Origin of the sequence: Sphingobium mellinum (assembly GCF_037860795.1) — a bacterium.
GTDB lineage: Bacteria > Pseudomonadota > Alphaproteobacteria > Sphingomonadales > Sphingomonadaceae > Sphingobium > Sphingobium mellinum.
On sequence record NZ_JBANRK010000001.1, the window covers coordinates 510,232 to 525,179 of the forward strand.

Consider the following 14,948-nt stretch of genomic DNA (forward strand, 5'->3'; position numbering starts at 1 on the left):
TAGGTTGCGCCGCAAGATCATCCCCATACCCCTTTCTTGCGGGCGGCCCTGCCATCGTCTAACGCGTGAAAGCAGGCCCGACTTCTGGCTGTCCCGATCGTTGGAAAGACGCATGACTCCCACCGTCGCCCTTGTGGATGATGACAAGAATATCCTGACCTCCGTCTCGATCGCGCTGCAGACCGAAGGATTTCTGACGCGGCTCTATTCGGATCCGGAAGCGGCGCTCAAGGCGCTGGTGGAAAATCCGGCGGATCTCGCCGTATTCGATATCAAGATGCCGGGGATGGACGGGCTGGAACTGTTGCGGCGCCTGCGGGAAAAGAGCCAGATGCCCGTCATCTTCCTGACGTCCAAGGCCGACGAACTGGACGAAGCGCTGGGCCTTGCGATGGGCGCGGACGATTATATCGCCAAGCCTTTTTCCCAGCGTCTGCTGATCGCTCGCATTCGCGCGATATTGCGCCGCGCGGATGCGACCCGGACCCCCGATTCCTCGAACGAGCCGGTTTCGGAACCTATCGTCCGCGGCCGGCTGGAAATGGACCCTGCCCGCCATCGGGTGAAGTGGCTCGGGCAGGATGTCACCCTGACGGTGACGGAATTCCTCATCCTCGAAACACTTGCCACGCGGCCCGGCGTGGTCAAGAACCGCAACCAGCTGATGGATGCAGCCTATCAGGATGACGTCTATGTCGACGACCGCACCATCGACAGCCACATCAAGCGGCTCCGCCGGAAATTCCGCGAAATCGACCCAGAATTCAACGCAATCGACACGCTCTATGGCGCCGGCTACCGTTTTTCGGAAGAATGACGCGGCGGAGCGGGGCATGCGCTGGTCCGGGCGGATCAGCCTGACGCCGCGCATCCTGGCCGTGAACGTGTTCGCCCTGGCGTTGCTGGCGGGCGGATTCTTCTACCTGGACAGCTATCGCACACGGATCGTCGACGCACGTCTGCAACAATCCGCGCGAGAGCTGAAGCTGCTGGCGATCGGATTGGACATTGCGCCCCCTGACCGGGAAAATGCACTGATCGCCGCCTATGCGCGTCAGACCGAAGATCGCGTGCGCCGATACGCGCCGGATGGCCGGCTGATCGCCGACAGCTTCACCATGAACGCACCACGCTATCGGCTGCGACTGCCGTCCGAAGAAGAATGGCAGCGCCATGTCGCGCGCTTTCTCGACAAGGTGGTCGATCGGATCGTCTCGGCCGACCGACCCCCCGATTTCGAGGAACCAGCAGTTGATCGCGCCGATGCGTGGCCCGAATTGGTGCTCGCGCGCAAGACCGGCCAGCCCCAGGCAATGAACCGCTATGCGCCGGATCGCACCTTCATGATATCGGCGGCGGTGCGCGCACGGGATGGCACCAGCCTGCTGGCGACCGAAAACGCCCGGGATATCACGCGCACCGTTCGCGCCGAACGGTTGCGGCTGGGCATCGTGATCGCGACCGCCGTGCTCGCCTCGGTCCTGCTCTCGCTTTTCCTCGCCCGCACGATCGTGCGGCCGCTGCAGCGTCTGGCCCGCGCCGCCGTCAGGGTCCGCCTCGGCCGCGCGCGCGAGGTCACCGTCCCGCGCCTGCCCGATCGCCGCGATGAAATCGGCATGCTGGCCCGCGCCGTTTCCGACATGAGCCATGCCCTGCGCCAGCGCATCGACGCCACCGACGCCTTCGCCGCCGATGTCAGTCACGAACTCAAGAATCCGATAGCCTCGCTGCGTTCCGCGCTCGACGCTCTCGACCGCGTCGACAAGCCGGAACTGCGCGCGCAGTTGATGGCCATCGCGCAGGACGATGTGCGGCGGCTTGACCGGCTGGTGACCGACATCGCTGAAGCCTCGCGGATCGACGCGCAACTCTCGCGCACCCGCTTTGAACCCATCGACCTTGGCATGCTGATCGAAAAGATGGTGGTCGCGCGCGAAACGCGGGGCGTTCCGCGCGGGGTCCGTCTGGCCTTCGCCCGTCCGCGCAAGAATGTCGCTGTGGTGCTGGGCGAGGAACAGCGGCTGATGCGCGTGCTCGACAATCTGATCGACAATGCGATTTCCTTCTCGCCCGAAGGCGGCCTGGTCCAGATCGTCGCGACCGTCGCCGACCATGAAGTGCTGGTCGGCGTCGAGGACGAAGGACCGGGCGTCCCTGAATCCCAGCGCGAGCATGTGTTTCGCCGTTTCCACAGCGTACGGCCCGAAACCGAAAGCTTCGGCAAGCATTCCGGCCTTGGCCTCGCCATCGCGCGCTCGATCGTCGAAGGGCATCAGGGCAAGATCAGCATCGCCGATCGCGAGGGCAATCAGCGCGGTGCCTGTTTCATGCTGCGGCTGCCCATGGCTGTCGAGCGTGACCCCGGCATTGTCTCCGAATAGCGGCCATTGTCTCCGAACAGATTGTCTCGCAATAGGACGCATCGTGATTATTTCGGCGGAGCGCCGCTCTGCGCTGCGTCAAATCCATTTCCACCGCGCCGCACAGGGGCTAAGAAGACGGGGGCATATGGCGCGGCTAGACACAACCGAAACAGTGCATGCGACAAGCGTTGCGATCGACGGTCGCGCCGTGCTGCTCTTCGGCGCAAGCGGCATGGGCAAGTCGGACCTCGCCTTGCGCCTGATCGACCGCGGTGCAACCCTCATCAGCGATGATTATACGGTCGTGACCTTGGGCAACAGAGGACTGCAGGCGAGCGCCCCCGCCACCATCATCGGCAAGATGGAGGTGCGCGGTATGGGTGTCGTCGACATGCCCGTCGTCAACCACGTCCGCGTGGCGCTGCTGATCGACCTTGTCCAGGATATTCAGCGCATGCCCCCCGATCCCGCTCGTCGCGCCATCGCGGGCGGTGACGTTCCGGTCGTCCGCATCGTCCCTTTTGAGGCATCCGCGCCCATCAAGGTGGAACTGGCGCTCAAGACCATGGGCCTTCCGTGAGCGCGCCCACGCCAAAGACCATCCTTCTTGTTTCCGGCCTGTCCGGGGCGGGCAAGACGACCGCGCTCAAGACGCTGGAGGATATTGGCTGGGAAGTGGTGGATAACCTGCCGCTTCTACTGCTTGAACGGCTGCTCGACGCCCCGCCGCCCGCCGGCCATGAGGAGGTGGACGATCGGCCGCTCGCTCTTGGCATCGACGCGCGGACGCGCGGCTTCAACGCCAATGCCATTGTCCAGCGGATCAAGGCGCTGCGGACCCGTCGTGGCTATGAGGTCGAAACCCTGTTCCTTGATTGTTCGGGCCGCGAGCTGGAACGGCGCTTTGCCGAAACGCGGCGTCGCCATCCGCTCGCGAGCGACCGTCCGGCGGCGGATGGCATCGCTCGCGAACGTGAACTGACCGAACCGCTCCGCCGCTGGGCCGACCATGTGGTCAACACCACCGGCCTCAACAGCAACGCGCTTCAGCAGGAAATACGCAAGCGATTTTCGCTTGAAGAGCGATCGGCACCGGTCCTGACCATCCTGTCCTTTGGGTTTTCGCGCGGCGTGCCCCAGGACGCCGACCTGATGTTCGACATGCGTTTCCTGCGCAATCCGCATTGGGAGCGCGAATTGCGGCCCAAGACGGGGCTGGACCCGGATGTGGCGGCCTATGTTGCGCAGGACCCCGCCTATGAGGAATCGCTGCGCCAGATCGAGCAATTGCTGGCGACGCTGCTCCCCCGCTATGCGGACAGCGGAAAAAGTTACGTCACGGTCGCCTTCGGCTGTACCGGCGGACGACACCGGTCGGTCCATGTCGCCGATCGCGTCGCCAAATACTTGCAAGATGCGGGCTTTTCGCCCACGGTCTCGCACCGCAATATGGAATCAGCGCCCCAGGATGCACTGGAGAAGCGCGAACCGGGAGGCCCGAAAGCATAATCATGAAACAGTTGGGCCAGATAAGTAGATGATTGGACTGGTACTCGTCACTCACGGGCAGCTTGCGACCGAATTCGTCGTGGCGATGGAACATGTGGTCGGTCCGCAACAGCAGATCGAAACCATCTGCATTGGCCCGGAGGATGACATGGAAGTACGCCGCGCCGACATCGCCGCGGCCGTCGCCCGCGTCAATGACGGGTCGGGGGTCATCCTGCTCACCGATCTGTTCGGGGGCACGCCATCCAACCTTGCCATTTCGCTGCTGAAGGCCGGTGAGATCGAAGTGATCGCCGGGATCAACCTGCCGATGCTGATCCGGCTGGAAAGCGCCCGCAAGGTCATGGACGTGCGACAGGCGGTTGCCGCCGCGCGCGAAGCAGGGCAGAAATATATCAGCGTCGCGTCCGAACTGTTGGGTAGCACTACATGAGCGAAATCAGCCAGGAGGTCCGGATCAGCAACAAGCGCGGCCTTCACGCCCGTGCCAGCGCCAAGTTCGTGACCTTGGCCAGCGGGCTGCCGGCGCAGATCACCGTGCGCAAGGACGGCAGTGAAGTGACCGGCACCTCTATCATGGGGCTCATGATGCTCGGCGCGGCGCTGGGCGATTCTATCATCATTAGCGCGACCGGCCCTGAAGCGGAGACATCACTGGGCAGGCTCGTGACCCTGGTCGAAGACAAGTTCGGCGAAGAATAGGCCTTTTACCAACCGTCCCTCCCCGATAGAGAAGCCGCTTCATCGCTTGAGAGGAAGCTGGGCGCTAGTGGCACGCGAAATCACCGGATTTTCAAACCCGCTGGTGAAGCGCGTCCGATCCCTGCGCGAAAAGAAGTTCCGCAAGGCCGAAGGCCTGTTCCTGGCCGAAGGGCTGCGGATCCTCACCGAAGCGCGCGAGGAAGGCGTCCTTCCCGAAATGCTGTTCCACGCCGGGTCGACCCACCCGCTCGCCGTAGAACTGATCGCGGCGATGGAGGCGGCGGGCGGCGACGTCATCGAAACGACGCCGGACATTCTTTCCAAGATTTCGGGCAAGGACAATCCGCAGGCCGTGGTCGGCGTGTATCGCGACCGGCTGACCCCGCTCGACCAGCTGGACCGGACGCGCGCCGACCTCTGGATCGTCGCCCAGTCACTGCGCGATCCCGGCAATCTCGGCACCATATTGCGGACCGGCGACGCCGTCGGCGCGGGCGGCCTGATCCTGGTCGACGATTGCGTCGACCCTTTCTCGGTCGAATCGGTGCGCGCCTCGATGGGCGCGCTTTTCACGCAGTCGATCACCCAGGCGCGCTGGAACGACTTCCTGCACTGGCTGCGACAGGGACCCGGTGAATTGATCGGCACCAGCCTGAAAGCCACCCATGACTATCAGGAGCCCCGCTATCAAAGCCCCTGCTTCCTGCTGGTCGGCAATGAAGCGCAGGGCCTGCCTGAAGCCTATGAGGCGGAATGCGATCTGCTGGTCAAGATGCCGATGCTGGGCAAGGCGGACAGCCTGAACGCCGCCGTCGCCTGCGCGGTCATGGCGTATGAATTGCTGAACCAGAAGCGGGCGAAGACATAAATGATGGTGAGGGGCGAACAGGGGATGAGCACGGAATCCGGGGACAGGAGCGGCGTCGGCGCGATGCTGCGCCACAAGCGCGTTCTGGCGGCAAGCCTCATCGGTACGGCGGTCGAGTTCTACGACTTCTATATCTATGCCACAGCCGCGAGCCTTGTGTTTGGCCCGCTCTTCTTTCCGGCCAGCTCCCCTTCCGCGCAGCTGCTCGCCGCCTATGGTAGCCTCGCCCTCGCCTTCTTCGCGCGGCCGCTGGGTGCGGCGGTGTTCGGCCATTATGGCGACCGCATCGGCCGCAAGGCGACACTGGTGACATCGCTGATGCTGATGGGCGGGTCGACGCTGGCGATCGGCTTTCTGCCCACCTATCAAATGATCGGCTGGTGGGCGCCGCTCATCCTGTGCGTGCTGCGCTTTGGCCAGGGCTTCGGCCTGGGCGGCGAATGGGGTGGCGCGGCGCTGCTGGCGGTCGAAAACGCGCCGCCCGGGTGGCGCGCGCGCTTCGGCATGTTCCCGCAGCTGGGCGCACCGGTCGGTTTCCTCGCCGCCAATGGGCTGTTCCTGATCCTCGGCATATTCCTTACCGACAAGGATTTCTTCGCCTGGGGCTGGCGCCTGCCCTTCTTGGGCAGCGCGGTGCTGGTGTTCCTCGGCCTGTGGGTGCGCCTCAAGCTCACGGAAACGCCGGAATTTGCCGCCGCTCAGGCCGAATCACCGCCGCCCACCCTGCCGCTTGGCACCCTGCTGACCAATCATCTGGGCGCGGCGATCGCCGGCACCTTCGCGGTGGTCGCCTGCTTTGCTGTCTATTACATCGCCACAGCCTTTGCGCTCGGCTACGGAACGACCACGCTCAAGATCGACCGCGAGACATTTCTGGGCATCCAGCTGGGCGCCATCCTGTTCATGGCGCTCAGCATCATCATCGCCGGCTGGTGGGCGGACAAGACCAGCCCGACCCGCGTGCTGGTCGTCGGCTGTATCGGCACGGTAGCGATGGGCGTGATCTTCGGCCCCGCCATGGGCACCGGGCAATTGCTGCCGATCTTCCTGATCCTCAGCCTCGCACTGTTCCTGATGGGCTTCGTCTACGGCCCCTTGGGCGCCTATCTGCCGCACCTCTTCCCGGTGCAGTTGCGCTATACCGGCGCATCCTTCAGCTTCAACCTCGGCGGAATCATCGGCGGCGCGCTGGCGCCGATCGTCGCCACCTGGCTGATCCAGGTGCAGGGCGTGCAGTTGGTCGGGCTCTACATGTCGGCGGCGGCCGCGATCAGCCTCGGCGGGCTCTGGTTCACCAGCCGGACATAGGCGAAGTCGGGATACGACAAGGCCGCCAAAGATATTGCCACAAACAGGCAAACGACAGCGAGCAGCATAAGCCACAAGAAAGGCGGCGTCCCATCGAGACGCCGCCTGCTTTTTTTCCACCCGTCAGCGACGGAGCAAGGAAATCAATCCTCGCTGCGCACGTCGCGACGCTCGGCGATGCGAGCGCGCTTGCCGGTGCGGCCACGCAGATAATAGAGCTTCGCACGACGCACGACACCGCGACGGACGACGGTGATCGAATCGATGTTCGGCGAATAGAGCGGGAATACGCGTTCCACACCCTCACCGAACGAAATCTTGCGCACGGTGAAGTTGCTGCCCATGCCCTTGTTCGAGCGGGCGATGCAGACGCCTTCATAATTCTGGACGCGGCTGCGGTCACCTTCGATGACCTTCACGCCGACGCGCAGCGTATCACCCGGACGGAAATCCGGAATATCCTTGGCAAGGGCCGCGATGTTTTCGGCCTCGATCTGCTGGATCAAGTTCATGAGCTTAGTCCTACTTTTCGCGTTGCGCACCAGAGGGCGACTGGTCCCGAACGCCGATATGACGTTCCCAAAGGTCCGGCCGCCTTAGCCGTGTGTCATCTTCCGCCCTTTGTTTCCGCCAGGCGGCGATTTTCGCATGATCCCCCGATCGCAACACTTCAGGGATCGTGCGCCCTTCCCATTCAACGGGTCGGGTATAGTGCGGATATTCGAGAAGGCCGCTTTCGAAGCTCTCTTCATCCCCACTTGAAGGCGCGCCCATTACCCCAGGAAGCAGGCGGATGCAAGCATCCAGCAGCATCAGCGCGCCCATCTCTCCACCCGACAGGATGACGTCCCCCATGCTGATCTGTTCGATGGGACGCGCCTGGAAAATGCGCTCGTCAAACCCTTCGAACCGGCCGCACAAAATGGTCGCTCCGGGACCGGCAGAAAGCTCGCGGACGCGCCCCTGCGTGATCGGCGTGCCACGCGGAGTCATCGCAATGACGGGCAGGTCGGGCGCTTTCGCCATCGCGTGATCGACGGCCCTGGCCAGAATGTCGGCGCGCAGCACCATGCCCGCGCCGCCGCCCGCCGGTGTATCGTCGACGGTACGGTGCTTGTCGGTGGCAAAATCGCGGATATGGATCGGGTCGCAGGACCATCTGCCCTCCGCCAGCGCCCGTCCGGCCAGCGACAGGCCCAGCGGCCCCGGAAAGATTTCAGGATAGAGGGTCAGGATCTGCGCGCGAAAGTTCACGCCTTGCGTGCCTTGAGCCAGGCCCCGGCCATGCCGCCCATGAGTGACACCGCTCCCCCCAGCATCAAGGCGATGCCGATGGCGCGCAGCAAGTCGGCGAAGGGCCGATCGGGATTGATGAGCGCCGGCAACAGAAAGAACATCGGGATCGGCAGGACCAGTCCCAGGGCCGCGGCCGCCTTCCTCGCTTGCGACCAAGGCATCGAAAACAGCCGCCAGCCAGCCGCGACCATGAGGAGCAGATAGAGGGCGGCTAGGATTTTCGGCATGGAGCGGCCCCGTCTATTTTTGCGTCAGACGGCGAAGGCCGCGTCGATGACCGCCCGCTCATCCGCGATCGTGACCGCGTGCATAGGTGCCATGAAACGCTTGCCCGTGGGCCGCTCGACCTCGATGATGTCGCCGGCGCCGAAATTCTCGACCGCGACGATGGTGCCCAATGGCTCTGCCTCGCTGGAAAAGCAGGGCAAGCCGATGAGATCGGCATGATAATATTCGCCCTCGCCCAGCGGTGGCAGGGCTGAACGCGGCACGGTAAGTTCCGTCCCGCGCAGCGCTTCGACGGCCGATCGATCGGCGATTTCGGCGAAGCGCGCGACCGCGCCGTTTGGGCCGGGGCGCACCGACTTCAGCGTCAGCGTGCGTCCGGCGGCATCGAAACCCTTGTAGGATTTGAGCGTCTCGGCACCCTCCCCAAAGAGCTTCAGACGGACTTCGCCCGTCACCCCATGCGCGCCGATAATGACGGCGAGAGTGACGGGCTTGTCGGTCAAGTCGATCAGCCTTCAGCCGACTCTTCAGCAGGCGCGGCTTCTTCAGCAGGCGCTTCGGCCGGAGCATTCGCGGCTTCCTCGGCGGCCTTGCGGGCTTCCTCGGCCTCGGCCAGCTTCGCGGCCCGATCTTCGGCCCGATCCTTGGCCTTCTGGCCCGGCTCAGCCTTCTTGGGGTTGCTGCGAACGGCGCGTTCCTTCACGCCGGCGGCGTCCAGGAAGCGGGCGACGCGGTCGGTCGCCTGTGCGCCAGCGGCAACCCAGTGCTTCGCGCGCTCAACGTCCAGAACGACACGCTTTTCATCGCCCTTGGGCAGGACGGGATTGTAGCTGCCGATGCGCTCGATGAACTTGCCGTCGCGCGGAGCGCGGCTGTCGGCCACGACGATACGATAATAGGGGCGCTTCTTGGAACCACCGCGCGAAAGACGAATGGACGTTGCCATGAACCTTGACCTTACCTTTCTACTTCAAACTGTTGGATTGCTTATTTCTTCATGAAATTCTGAAAGCCCGGGGGCAGATTGGGCATGTTGCCGCCCAGTCCGCCGAGGCCGCCAAGATCGGGGGCCCCACCGGCACCGCCCAGCATCTTGTCCATGCCGCCGCCGGTGAACATTTTGGCGAGCCCCTTGAGGCCGCCCATCTTGCGGATCTTCTTCATCGCCGTTTCCATCTCCTGATGCATTTTCAGGAGCTTGTTCACGTCCTGCACGGTGCGGCCGGAACCCTTGGCAATGCGAATCTTGCGCTTGGCGTTGATGATCGCGGGCTTCTCCCGCTCCTTGGGCGTCATCGATCCGATCATCGCGTCGAGATGGATCAGCGTCTTGTCGTTGGCGCCACTGTTCGCCATCGCCGCCTGCGCTTTCTTGAGGCCGGGCAGCATGGCGGCCAGCGCGCCAAGGCCGCCCATCCGACGCATCTGATTGAGCTGGGCGCGCAGGTCGTTCATGTCGAACTGACCGTTGGCCATCTTCTTGGCGAGCTTGTCGGCTTCCTCCGCGTCGATCGTCTCCGCCGCGCGCTCGACCAGCGACACGACATCGCCCATGCCAAGGATGCGCTGCGCCACGCGCGCCGGGTGGAAAGGCTCGATCGCGTCGAGCTTTTCGCCGGTGCCTGCAAATTTGATCGGACGGCCGGTGACAGCCCGCATCGACAGCGCCGCACCACCCCGCGCATCGCCGTCCATCCGGGTCAGCACCACGCCGGTCAGCGGGACCTGCTGGGTGAAACTTGTCGCGACATTCACCGCGTCCTGGCCGGTCAGCGAGTCGACCACCAGCAGGATTTCGGCCGGGTTGGCGACCTCGGCGACCGCCTTCATCTCGTCCATCAGCGCCTGATCGACGTGCAGGCGGCCGGCGGTATCGAGCATCACCACGTCGAAACCCTGGAGCTTCGCCGCCTGCAACGCGCGCTTCGCGATTTCGACCGGCTGCTGGCCCTGCACGATCGGCAGCGTCGCCACATCCGTCTGCTGCCCCAGGATCGCCAGCTGCTCCTGCGCTGCCGGGCGCTGGACGTCGAGCGACGCCATCAGCACCTTCTTGCGCTCTTTTTCCTTCAGGCGTTTGGCGATCTTGGCGGTGGAGGTGGTCTTGCCCGAACCCTGCAGGCCGACCATCATGATGACGGCGGGCGGGGTGACATCGATCAGCAGGTCGGAGGTTTCCGACCCCAGTGTTTCAGTGAGCGTATCCGAAACGATCTTGACGACCATCTGGCCCGGCGTAACCGAACGCAGCACGTCGCTGCCGACCGCGCGCTCCGTGGCCTGATCGACGAACTGGCGAACCACCGGAAGCGCGACATCGGCCTCGAGCAGCGCGATTCGCACCTCACGCATCGCGGCGCGGACATCGTCCTCCGTGAGCGCACCGCGCCCACGCAGCTTGTCGAATACTCCACCCAGACGATCGCTTAGCGAATCGAACATCATCACCTCATTGGGCCGAAAAGCCCGGAAACAGCACCTACCCCGCCAAACGACAAAATCGCCGGCGGGCGAAACTCGCCGGCCAGCGTCCATCCGAAGCCCCCTGCGGGCGTCCTGGATCTGTCAGGGTATCAGGCGGCGGACCGCCCGATGACTTGGGGGGCCCTTAGCGCATGGGAGCAGCCGATGCAACCGGCCTGGCCGGTCCGCCGTGCCGGGGACTGGCCTTTTGCCCTCGCAACCCCTACATGCGCGGCCATCATGGGCCGTTTTTCGAAAATGCATGGGCTGGGCAACGACTTCGTCGTGATAGACGCGCGAACGGAGGGCGTCGACATGACGGAGGCGCGCGCACGCGCGATCGCCGACCGCCATGCCGGCATCGGCTGCGACCAGCTGATCCTGATTGGCAATAGCGACAGGGCCGATGTGTCCATGCGCATCTTCAACGCCGACGGCGGCGAAGTGGAGGCATGTGGCAACGCCACCCGCTGCGTGCCTTTGTTCGTCGGGCGGGACGTGCTGATCGAAACCAGGGCGGGCCTGCTCGACGCGAAGGGCGTCGAGGGCGGCGTCAGCGTGGATATGGGCCAACCCCGGCTGGAATGGGACGTGATTCCCCTCGCCTACGCGATGGACACGCTCGCCATGCCCGTCAGCTGGGAAGACCTGCCCGCGCCTGTCGCCGTCAATGTCGGCAACCCCCATGTCATCTTCTTCGTGGACACTCTGGACGGTGTGAACTTCGGCCATCTCGGCCCGCTGATCGAGACCGATCCGCTCTTCCCCGCACGCGTGAACGTGAACTTCGCGCAGATTGTGGGCGACAATCACATCCGCCTGATCGTCTGGGAACGCGGCGCCGGTCTGACGCGCGCGTGCGGCACCGGCGCCTGCGCGACGGCCGTCGCGGCGGTGCGGCGCAAGCTGGTGAGCGGCCCGACGCGCGTCACCCTGCCGGGTGGCGACCTTGTGATCGACTGGGCGCCCGGCGGACACATCCACATGACCGGCCCTGCGACTCATGTCTTCGACGGCGAGGCTGACTGGGCGCGCTTCTGACCATGGGCGGGCCGCAGATCATCACCCTGGGCTGCCGCCTCAACATCGCGGAAAGCGAGGCCATTCGCGAGATAGCGGGCGACAGGGAGGACCTGGTCGTCGTCAACAGCTGCGCGGTGACGGCCGAGGCCGTGCGCCAGACGCGCCAGGCCATCCGCCGAGCCCGGCGCGACAAACCTGACGCGCGCATCATCGTGACAGGCTGCGCCGCCCAGACCGAGCCCGAAACCTTCGCGACAATGCGCGAAGTCGATGCGGTGATCGGCAACCGGGAGAAGATGGAGGCCCGCTCCTACTCTCCCCCTGTTCGTGTCGAGCACAGCCGGAATAATGACGTCGATGGTCCTTTCGACTTCGCGCGAAGCGGAAGAGACGCCGCGACTGTCCGCATCTCCGACATCATGGCGGTCCGCGATACCGCGCCTCACATGGCGAGCGCCTTCGCGGAACATGCACGCGCGTTCCTGGAGGTGCAGAATGGCTGCGATCACCGCTGCACCTTCTGCATCATCCCCTATGGCCGGGGGAACAGCCGCTCGGTTCCCGCCGGTGCCGTCATCGACAAGGCCCGCGAACTGGTCGACGGCGGCTATCGGGAAATCGTGCTGACTGGCGTCGATGTCACCAGCTACGGCCCGGACCTGCCCGGCGCGCCCTCTCTTGGCCTGCTGATCGAGCGTATCCTCAAAGCCGCGCCCAACCTTCCCCGCCTCCGCCTGTCCTCACTCGACAGCGTGGAGATTGATGAGCGTCTGTTTGATCTCCTCGCGCATGAACCACGCATGATGCCGCACCTCCACCTGTCGCTGCAGGCAGGCGATGACCTGATCCTGAAACGCATGAAGCGACGCCATGTGCGGGCCGACGCGATCCGTGTTGTCGAGCGGCTGAAAAGCGCTCGCCCGGACATCAGCATCGGCGCCGACATCATCGCCGGCTTTCCGACAGAAGATGAGCCGATGTTCGAAAATAGCCTGAGGCTGGTCGGCGAATGCGCCATCGTCCATGGCCATATCTTTCCCTATTCGCCGCGCGCCGGAACGCCTGCGGCCCGCATGCCGCAGGTCGATCGCGCCACGATCAAGGCCCGCGCCGCCCGCCTCCGGGAGGCCTGCGACGCGCAGCGCGAGCATTGGCTTCGGAGCCTGGTGGGCTCGACCCAGTCGGTGCTGGTCGAGCGAAACGGCGTTTCGGGACATGCGGAAAATTTCGCGCCCGTGCGTTTCACCCAGCTGCAGGCGCCCTCCTCCATCGTGCAGGCGACGATCACGGGCCTTGAGAATGGCGCGCTGATCGCGCAAGAGGCGGCGTGAGTAGCAATCATTTTCCGTCATTCCCGCGACACCGGGAACCCAACTGCCTACTGTCCCGCTTGGGACAGCGCGTGGCGGATGGATCCCTGGCTTCACGGGGATGACGATGGTGGATAGACATGGCTGAAACATCCTGGCGCGACCGGCTCTTCGGCGGCCTCAAGCGCACCTCCGACAAGCTCGGGGAAAACCTCACCGGCCTTTTCACCAAGGCCGCGCTCGACGAGCAGACGCTCGACGAGATCGAGGAAGCGCTGATCGTCAGCGACCTTGGCCCGGCCATGGCGGCGCGGGTGCGTGATCGCCTGGCCGATGGGCGTTTCAACAAGGAACTGACCGAGGAATATCTGCGCGAGATCATCGCCGAGGAGATTGAGAAGGTCCTGACCCCGGTCGCCCGCCCGCTGGAAATCGAAGCCTTTCCCCGGCCGCAGGTGATCCTGGTGATCGGCGTCAATGGTTCGGGCAAGACAACGACGATCGCCAAGCTCGCCAACCTGTTCCTGGAACAGGATTATGGCGTGATGCTGGCAGCGGGCGACACGTTTCGCGCCGCAGCCATCGGACAGCTCAAGGTCTGGGCCGATCGGCTGGGCGTTCCCATCGTCGCCGGCAAGGAAGGCGGCGATGCGGCCGGCATCGTGTTTGACGCAGTCAAGCAGGCGACGGCTACCGGCATCGACGTGCTGATCGTCGACACCGCGGGACGGCTACAGAACAAGAGCGAGCTGATGGACGAATTGGCCAAGATCCGCCGCGTGCTGGGCCGGCTGAATCCGGCCGCGCCGCATGATGTCGTGCTGGTGCTGGACGCGACCACGGGCCAGAACGCGCTCAACCAGATCGAAGTATTCAAGGAATTTGCTCAGGTGACGGGTCTTGTCATGACCAAGCTGGACGGCACGGCGCGCGGCGGTGTCCTGGTGGCGGCGGCCGACAGATATCGCCTGCCGATCCATGCAATCGGCGTCGGCGAGAAGATCGAGGACCTGCGGCCCTTCGACCCGGGCGACATGGCGCGGGCGATAGCGGGGACGGCCTATGCGCGCTAATCTTCTGTCCGTCATGCCGACGCAGGCTGCTGTCTCGGGTCTCGATGGCTCCACCCGGCCCCGCATCCTCCCGGCCCTGGTCCGGATCGAGACCATGGGCACAGGGTTGACGGATATCGATCATGGCTGACCCCCAAAAGCCCGCTCATGGCGGCTCATTGAGCCTCACCCTCGACTTCGGCCCGCTCCTGGTCTTCTTCCTGACCTACAAGGGCGCCGGCTGGCTTTGGGGCGCCCACAATCCCATAACAGCCATGACGTTCGGCACCGGAGCCTTCATGGCGGCGATCGTGCTGGCCGTGATCATCTCCAAGGTGAAGCTGGGTCGCATATCGCCGATGCTGTGGCTGTCCGCACTCCTGATCCTGTTCTTCGGCGGGCTCACCATCTATTTCCACGACCAGCGCTTCATCCAGATCAAGCCCACGATCATCTACAGCTTTTTCGCGATAATGCTGTTCGGAGGTCTCCTGCGCGGCAAGGCTCTGCTCAAATATCTGCTGCAGGCCGCCTATGATGGATTGACCGAGGAAGGATGGCGCAAGCTGTCGCGCAACTGGGCAGTCTTCTTCGCTGCCATGGCCATCGTCAATGAAGCGATGCGTCGGTCGATGAGCTTCGATTCATGGCTGGCGATCAAGGTATGGGGCGTAACGATCGTGTCGGTCCTGTTCGCCGCCGCCAACATCCCTATGCTGATGCGCCACGGGCTGACGCTAGGCGAAAAGCTGGACGGCGACGAATTGGGCGAAACCACCCCGCCCCAGGGGTAGAGCGCGCCACCGGCGGGGGCGCGCTCTCGTTT

19 protein-coding genes are annotated in these 14,948 nt (G+C 64.3%); 13 read left to right on the forward strand and 6 right to left on the reverse strand.

Annotation, left to right across the window (positions count from 1 at the left end):
* Window positions 1–112 precede the first annotated feature (112 nt).
* The 8 genes from AAC640_RS02540 to AAC640_RS02575 all read left to right on the forward strand — a co-directional run bounded on the left by AAC640_RS02540 (window position 113) and on the right by AAC640_RS02575 (window position 6,750).
* On the forward strand, window positions 113–817 hold the full coding sequence (locus tag AAC640_RS02540) for a response regulator (RefSeq protein WP_340264504.1): 705 nt from the start codon (window positions 113–115) through the stop codon (window positions 815–817).
* Window positions 786–2,381, forward strand: a complete 1,596-nt coding sequence (locus AAC640_RS02545; RefSeq protein ID WP_340264505.1) for a sensor histidine kinase — start codon at window positions 786–788, stop codon at window positions 2,379–2,381. Before AAC640_RS02540 ends, AAC640_RS02545 begins: the two co-directional genes overlap by 32 nt.
* Window positions 2,382–2,508: 127 nt before the next feature.
* Entirely contained in the window at window positions 2,509–2,943 is a 435-nt protein-coding gene (locus tag AAC640_RS02550; RefSeq protein ID WP_340264506.1) for an HPr kinase/phosphorylase, read from the forward strand.
* A complete protein-coding gene (rapZ, locus tag AAC640_RS02555; RefSeq protein ID WP_340264507.1) occupies window positions 2,940–3,872 on the forward strand; it encodes an RNase adapter RapZ in 933 nt (310 codons plus the stop codon). The genes AAC640_RS02550 and rapZ overlap by 4 nt, the downstream gene beginning before the upstream one ends.
* Before the next feature lie 28 nt (window positions 3,873–3,900).
* Window positions 3,901–4,305, forward strand: coding sequence for a PTS sugar transporter subunit IIA (locus AAC640_RS02560; protein WP_340264508.1), 405 nt, complete (start codon window positions 3,901–3,903; stop codon window positions 4,303–4,305).
* Complete coding sequence (locus tag AAC640_RS02565; protein WP_340264509.1) at window positions 4,302–4,574, forward strand: HPr family phosphocarrier protein; 273 nt, start codon at window positions 4,302–4,304, stop codon at window positions 4,572–4,574. The genes AAC640_RS02560 and AAC640_RS02565 overlap by 4 nt, the downstream gene beginning before the upstream one ends.
* 67 nt (window positions 4,575–4,641) lie before the next feature.
* The gene (locus AAC640_RS02570; RefSeq protein WP_340264510.1) at window positions 4,642–5,442 is read left to right on the forward strand and encodes a TrmH family RNA methyltransferase; all 801 of its coding nucleotides are present in this window, start codon (window positions 4,642–4,644) and stop codon (window positions 5,440–5,442) included.
* Between the two features lie 24 nt (window positions 5,443–5,466).
* The gene (locus AAC640_RS02575) at window positions 5,467–6,750 is read left to right on the forward strand and encodes an MFS transporter (protein WP_340264511.1); all 1,284 of its coding nucleotides are present in this window, start codon (window positions 5,467–5,469) and stop codon (window positions 6,748–6,750) included.
* A gap of 143 nt (window positions 6,751–6,893) precedes the next feature.
* Here the strand turns inward: AAC640_RS02575 and rplS are convergent, their stop codons facing one another.
* The 6 genes from rplS to ffh are packed head-to-tail and all read right to left on the reverse strand — an operon-like array spanning window position 6,894 to window position 10,719.
* Window positions 6,894–7,262: a 50S ribosomal protein L19 gene (rplS, locus tag AAC640_RS02580; protein WP_340264512.1), complete on the reverse strand. Its 369-nt coding sequence runs from the start codon at window positions 7,260–7,262 to the stop codon at window positions 6,894–6,896.
* Window positions 7,263–7,272: 10 nt separating this feature from the next.
* Window positions 7,273–8,004 (reverse strand): tRNA (guanosine(37)-N1)-methyltransferase TrmD, encoded by a 732-nt coding sequence (gene trmD, locus AAC640_RS02585; RefSeq protein WP_340264513.1) that lies wholly within the window; start codon window positions 8,002–8,004, stop codon window positions 7,273–7,275.
* On the reverse strand, window positions 8,001–8,273 hold the full coding sequence (locus tag AAC640_RS02590; RefSeq protein ID WP_340264514.1) for a hypothetical protein: 273 nt from the start codon (window positions 8,271–8,273) through the stop codon (window positions 8,001–8,003). Before AAC640_RS02590 ends, trmD begins: the two co-directional genes overlap by 4 nt.
* 24 nt (window positions 8,274–8,297) lie before the next feature.
* A complete protein-coding gene (rimM, locus tag AAC640_RS02595; protein WP_340264515.1) occupies window positions 8,298–8,777 on the reverse strand; it encodes a ribosome maturation factor RimM in 480 nt (159 codons plus the stop codon).
* Between the two features lie 5 nt (window positions 8,778–8,782).
* Window positions 8,783–9,220: a 30S ribosomal protein S16 gene (gene rpsP, locus AAC640_RS02600; RefSeq protein ID WP_340264516.1), complete on the reverse strand. Its 438-nt coding sequence runs from the start codon at window positions 9,218–9,220 to the stop codon at window positions 8,783–8,785.
* A gap of 41 nt (window positions 9,221–9,261) precedes the next feature.
* The gene (gene ffh, locus AAC640_RS02605; protein WP_340264517.1) at window positions 9,262–10,719 is read right to left on the reverse strand and encodes a signal recognition particle protein; all 1,458 of its coding nucleotides are present in this window, start codon (window positions 10,717–10,719) and stop codon (window positions 9,262–9,264) included.
* A 255-nt stretch (window positions 10,720–10,974) separates the two neighbouring features.
* Between ffh and dapF the strand changes: the two genes are divergently transcribed.
* From dapF to ispZ, 5 genes are all read left to right on the forward strand, one after another.
* Window positions 10,975–11,778 carry a diaminopimelate epimerase gene (dapF, locus tag AAC640_RS02610; RefSeq protein WP_340264876.1) on the forward strand — a complete coding sequence of 268 codons (804 nt, stop codon included), beginning with the start codon at window positions 10,975–10,977 and terminating at the stop codon, window positions 11,776–11,778.
* A 2-nt stretch (window positions 11,779–11,780) separates the two neighbouring features.
* Complete coding sequence (mtaB, locus tag AAC640_RS02615; protein WP_340264518.1) at window positions 11,781–13,091, forward strand: tRNA (N(6)-L-threonylcarbamoyladenosine(37)-C(2))-methylthiotransferase MtaB; 1,311 nt, start codon at window positions 11,781–11,783, stop codon at window positions 13,089–13,091.
* A gap of 119 nt (window positions 13,092–13,210) precedes the next feature.
* Window positions 13,211–14,143, forward strand: a complete 933-nt coding sequence (gene ftsY / locus AAC640_RS02620) for a signal recognition particle-docking protein FtsY (protein ID WP_340264519.1) — start codon at window positions 13,211–13,213, stop codon at window positions 14,141–14,143.
* Entirely contained in the window at window positions 14,133–14,273 is a 141-nt protein-coding gene (locus AAC640_RS02625) for a hypothetical protein (protein ID WP_340264520.1), read from the forward strand. Before ftsY ends, AAC640_RS02625 begins: the two co-directional genes overlap by 11 nt.
* Window positions 14,266–14,916 (forward strand): septation protein IspZ, encoded by a 651-nt coding sequence (gene ispZ, locus AAC640_RS02630; protein WP_340264521.1) that lies wholly within the window; start codon window positions 14,266–14,268, stop codon window positions 14,914–14,916. The genes AAC640_RS02625 and ispZ overlap by 8 nt, the downstream gene beginning before the upstream one ends.
* Window positions 14,917–14,948: the final 32 nt, after the last annotated feature.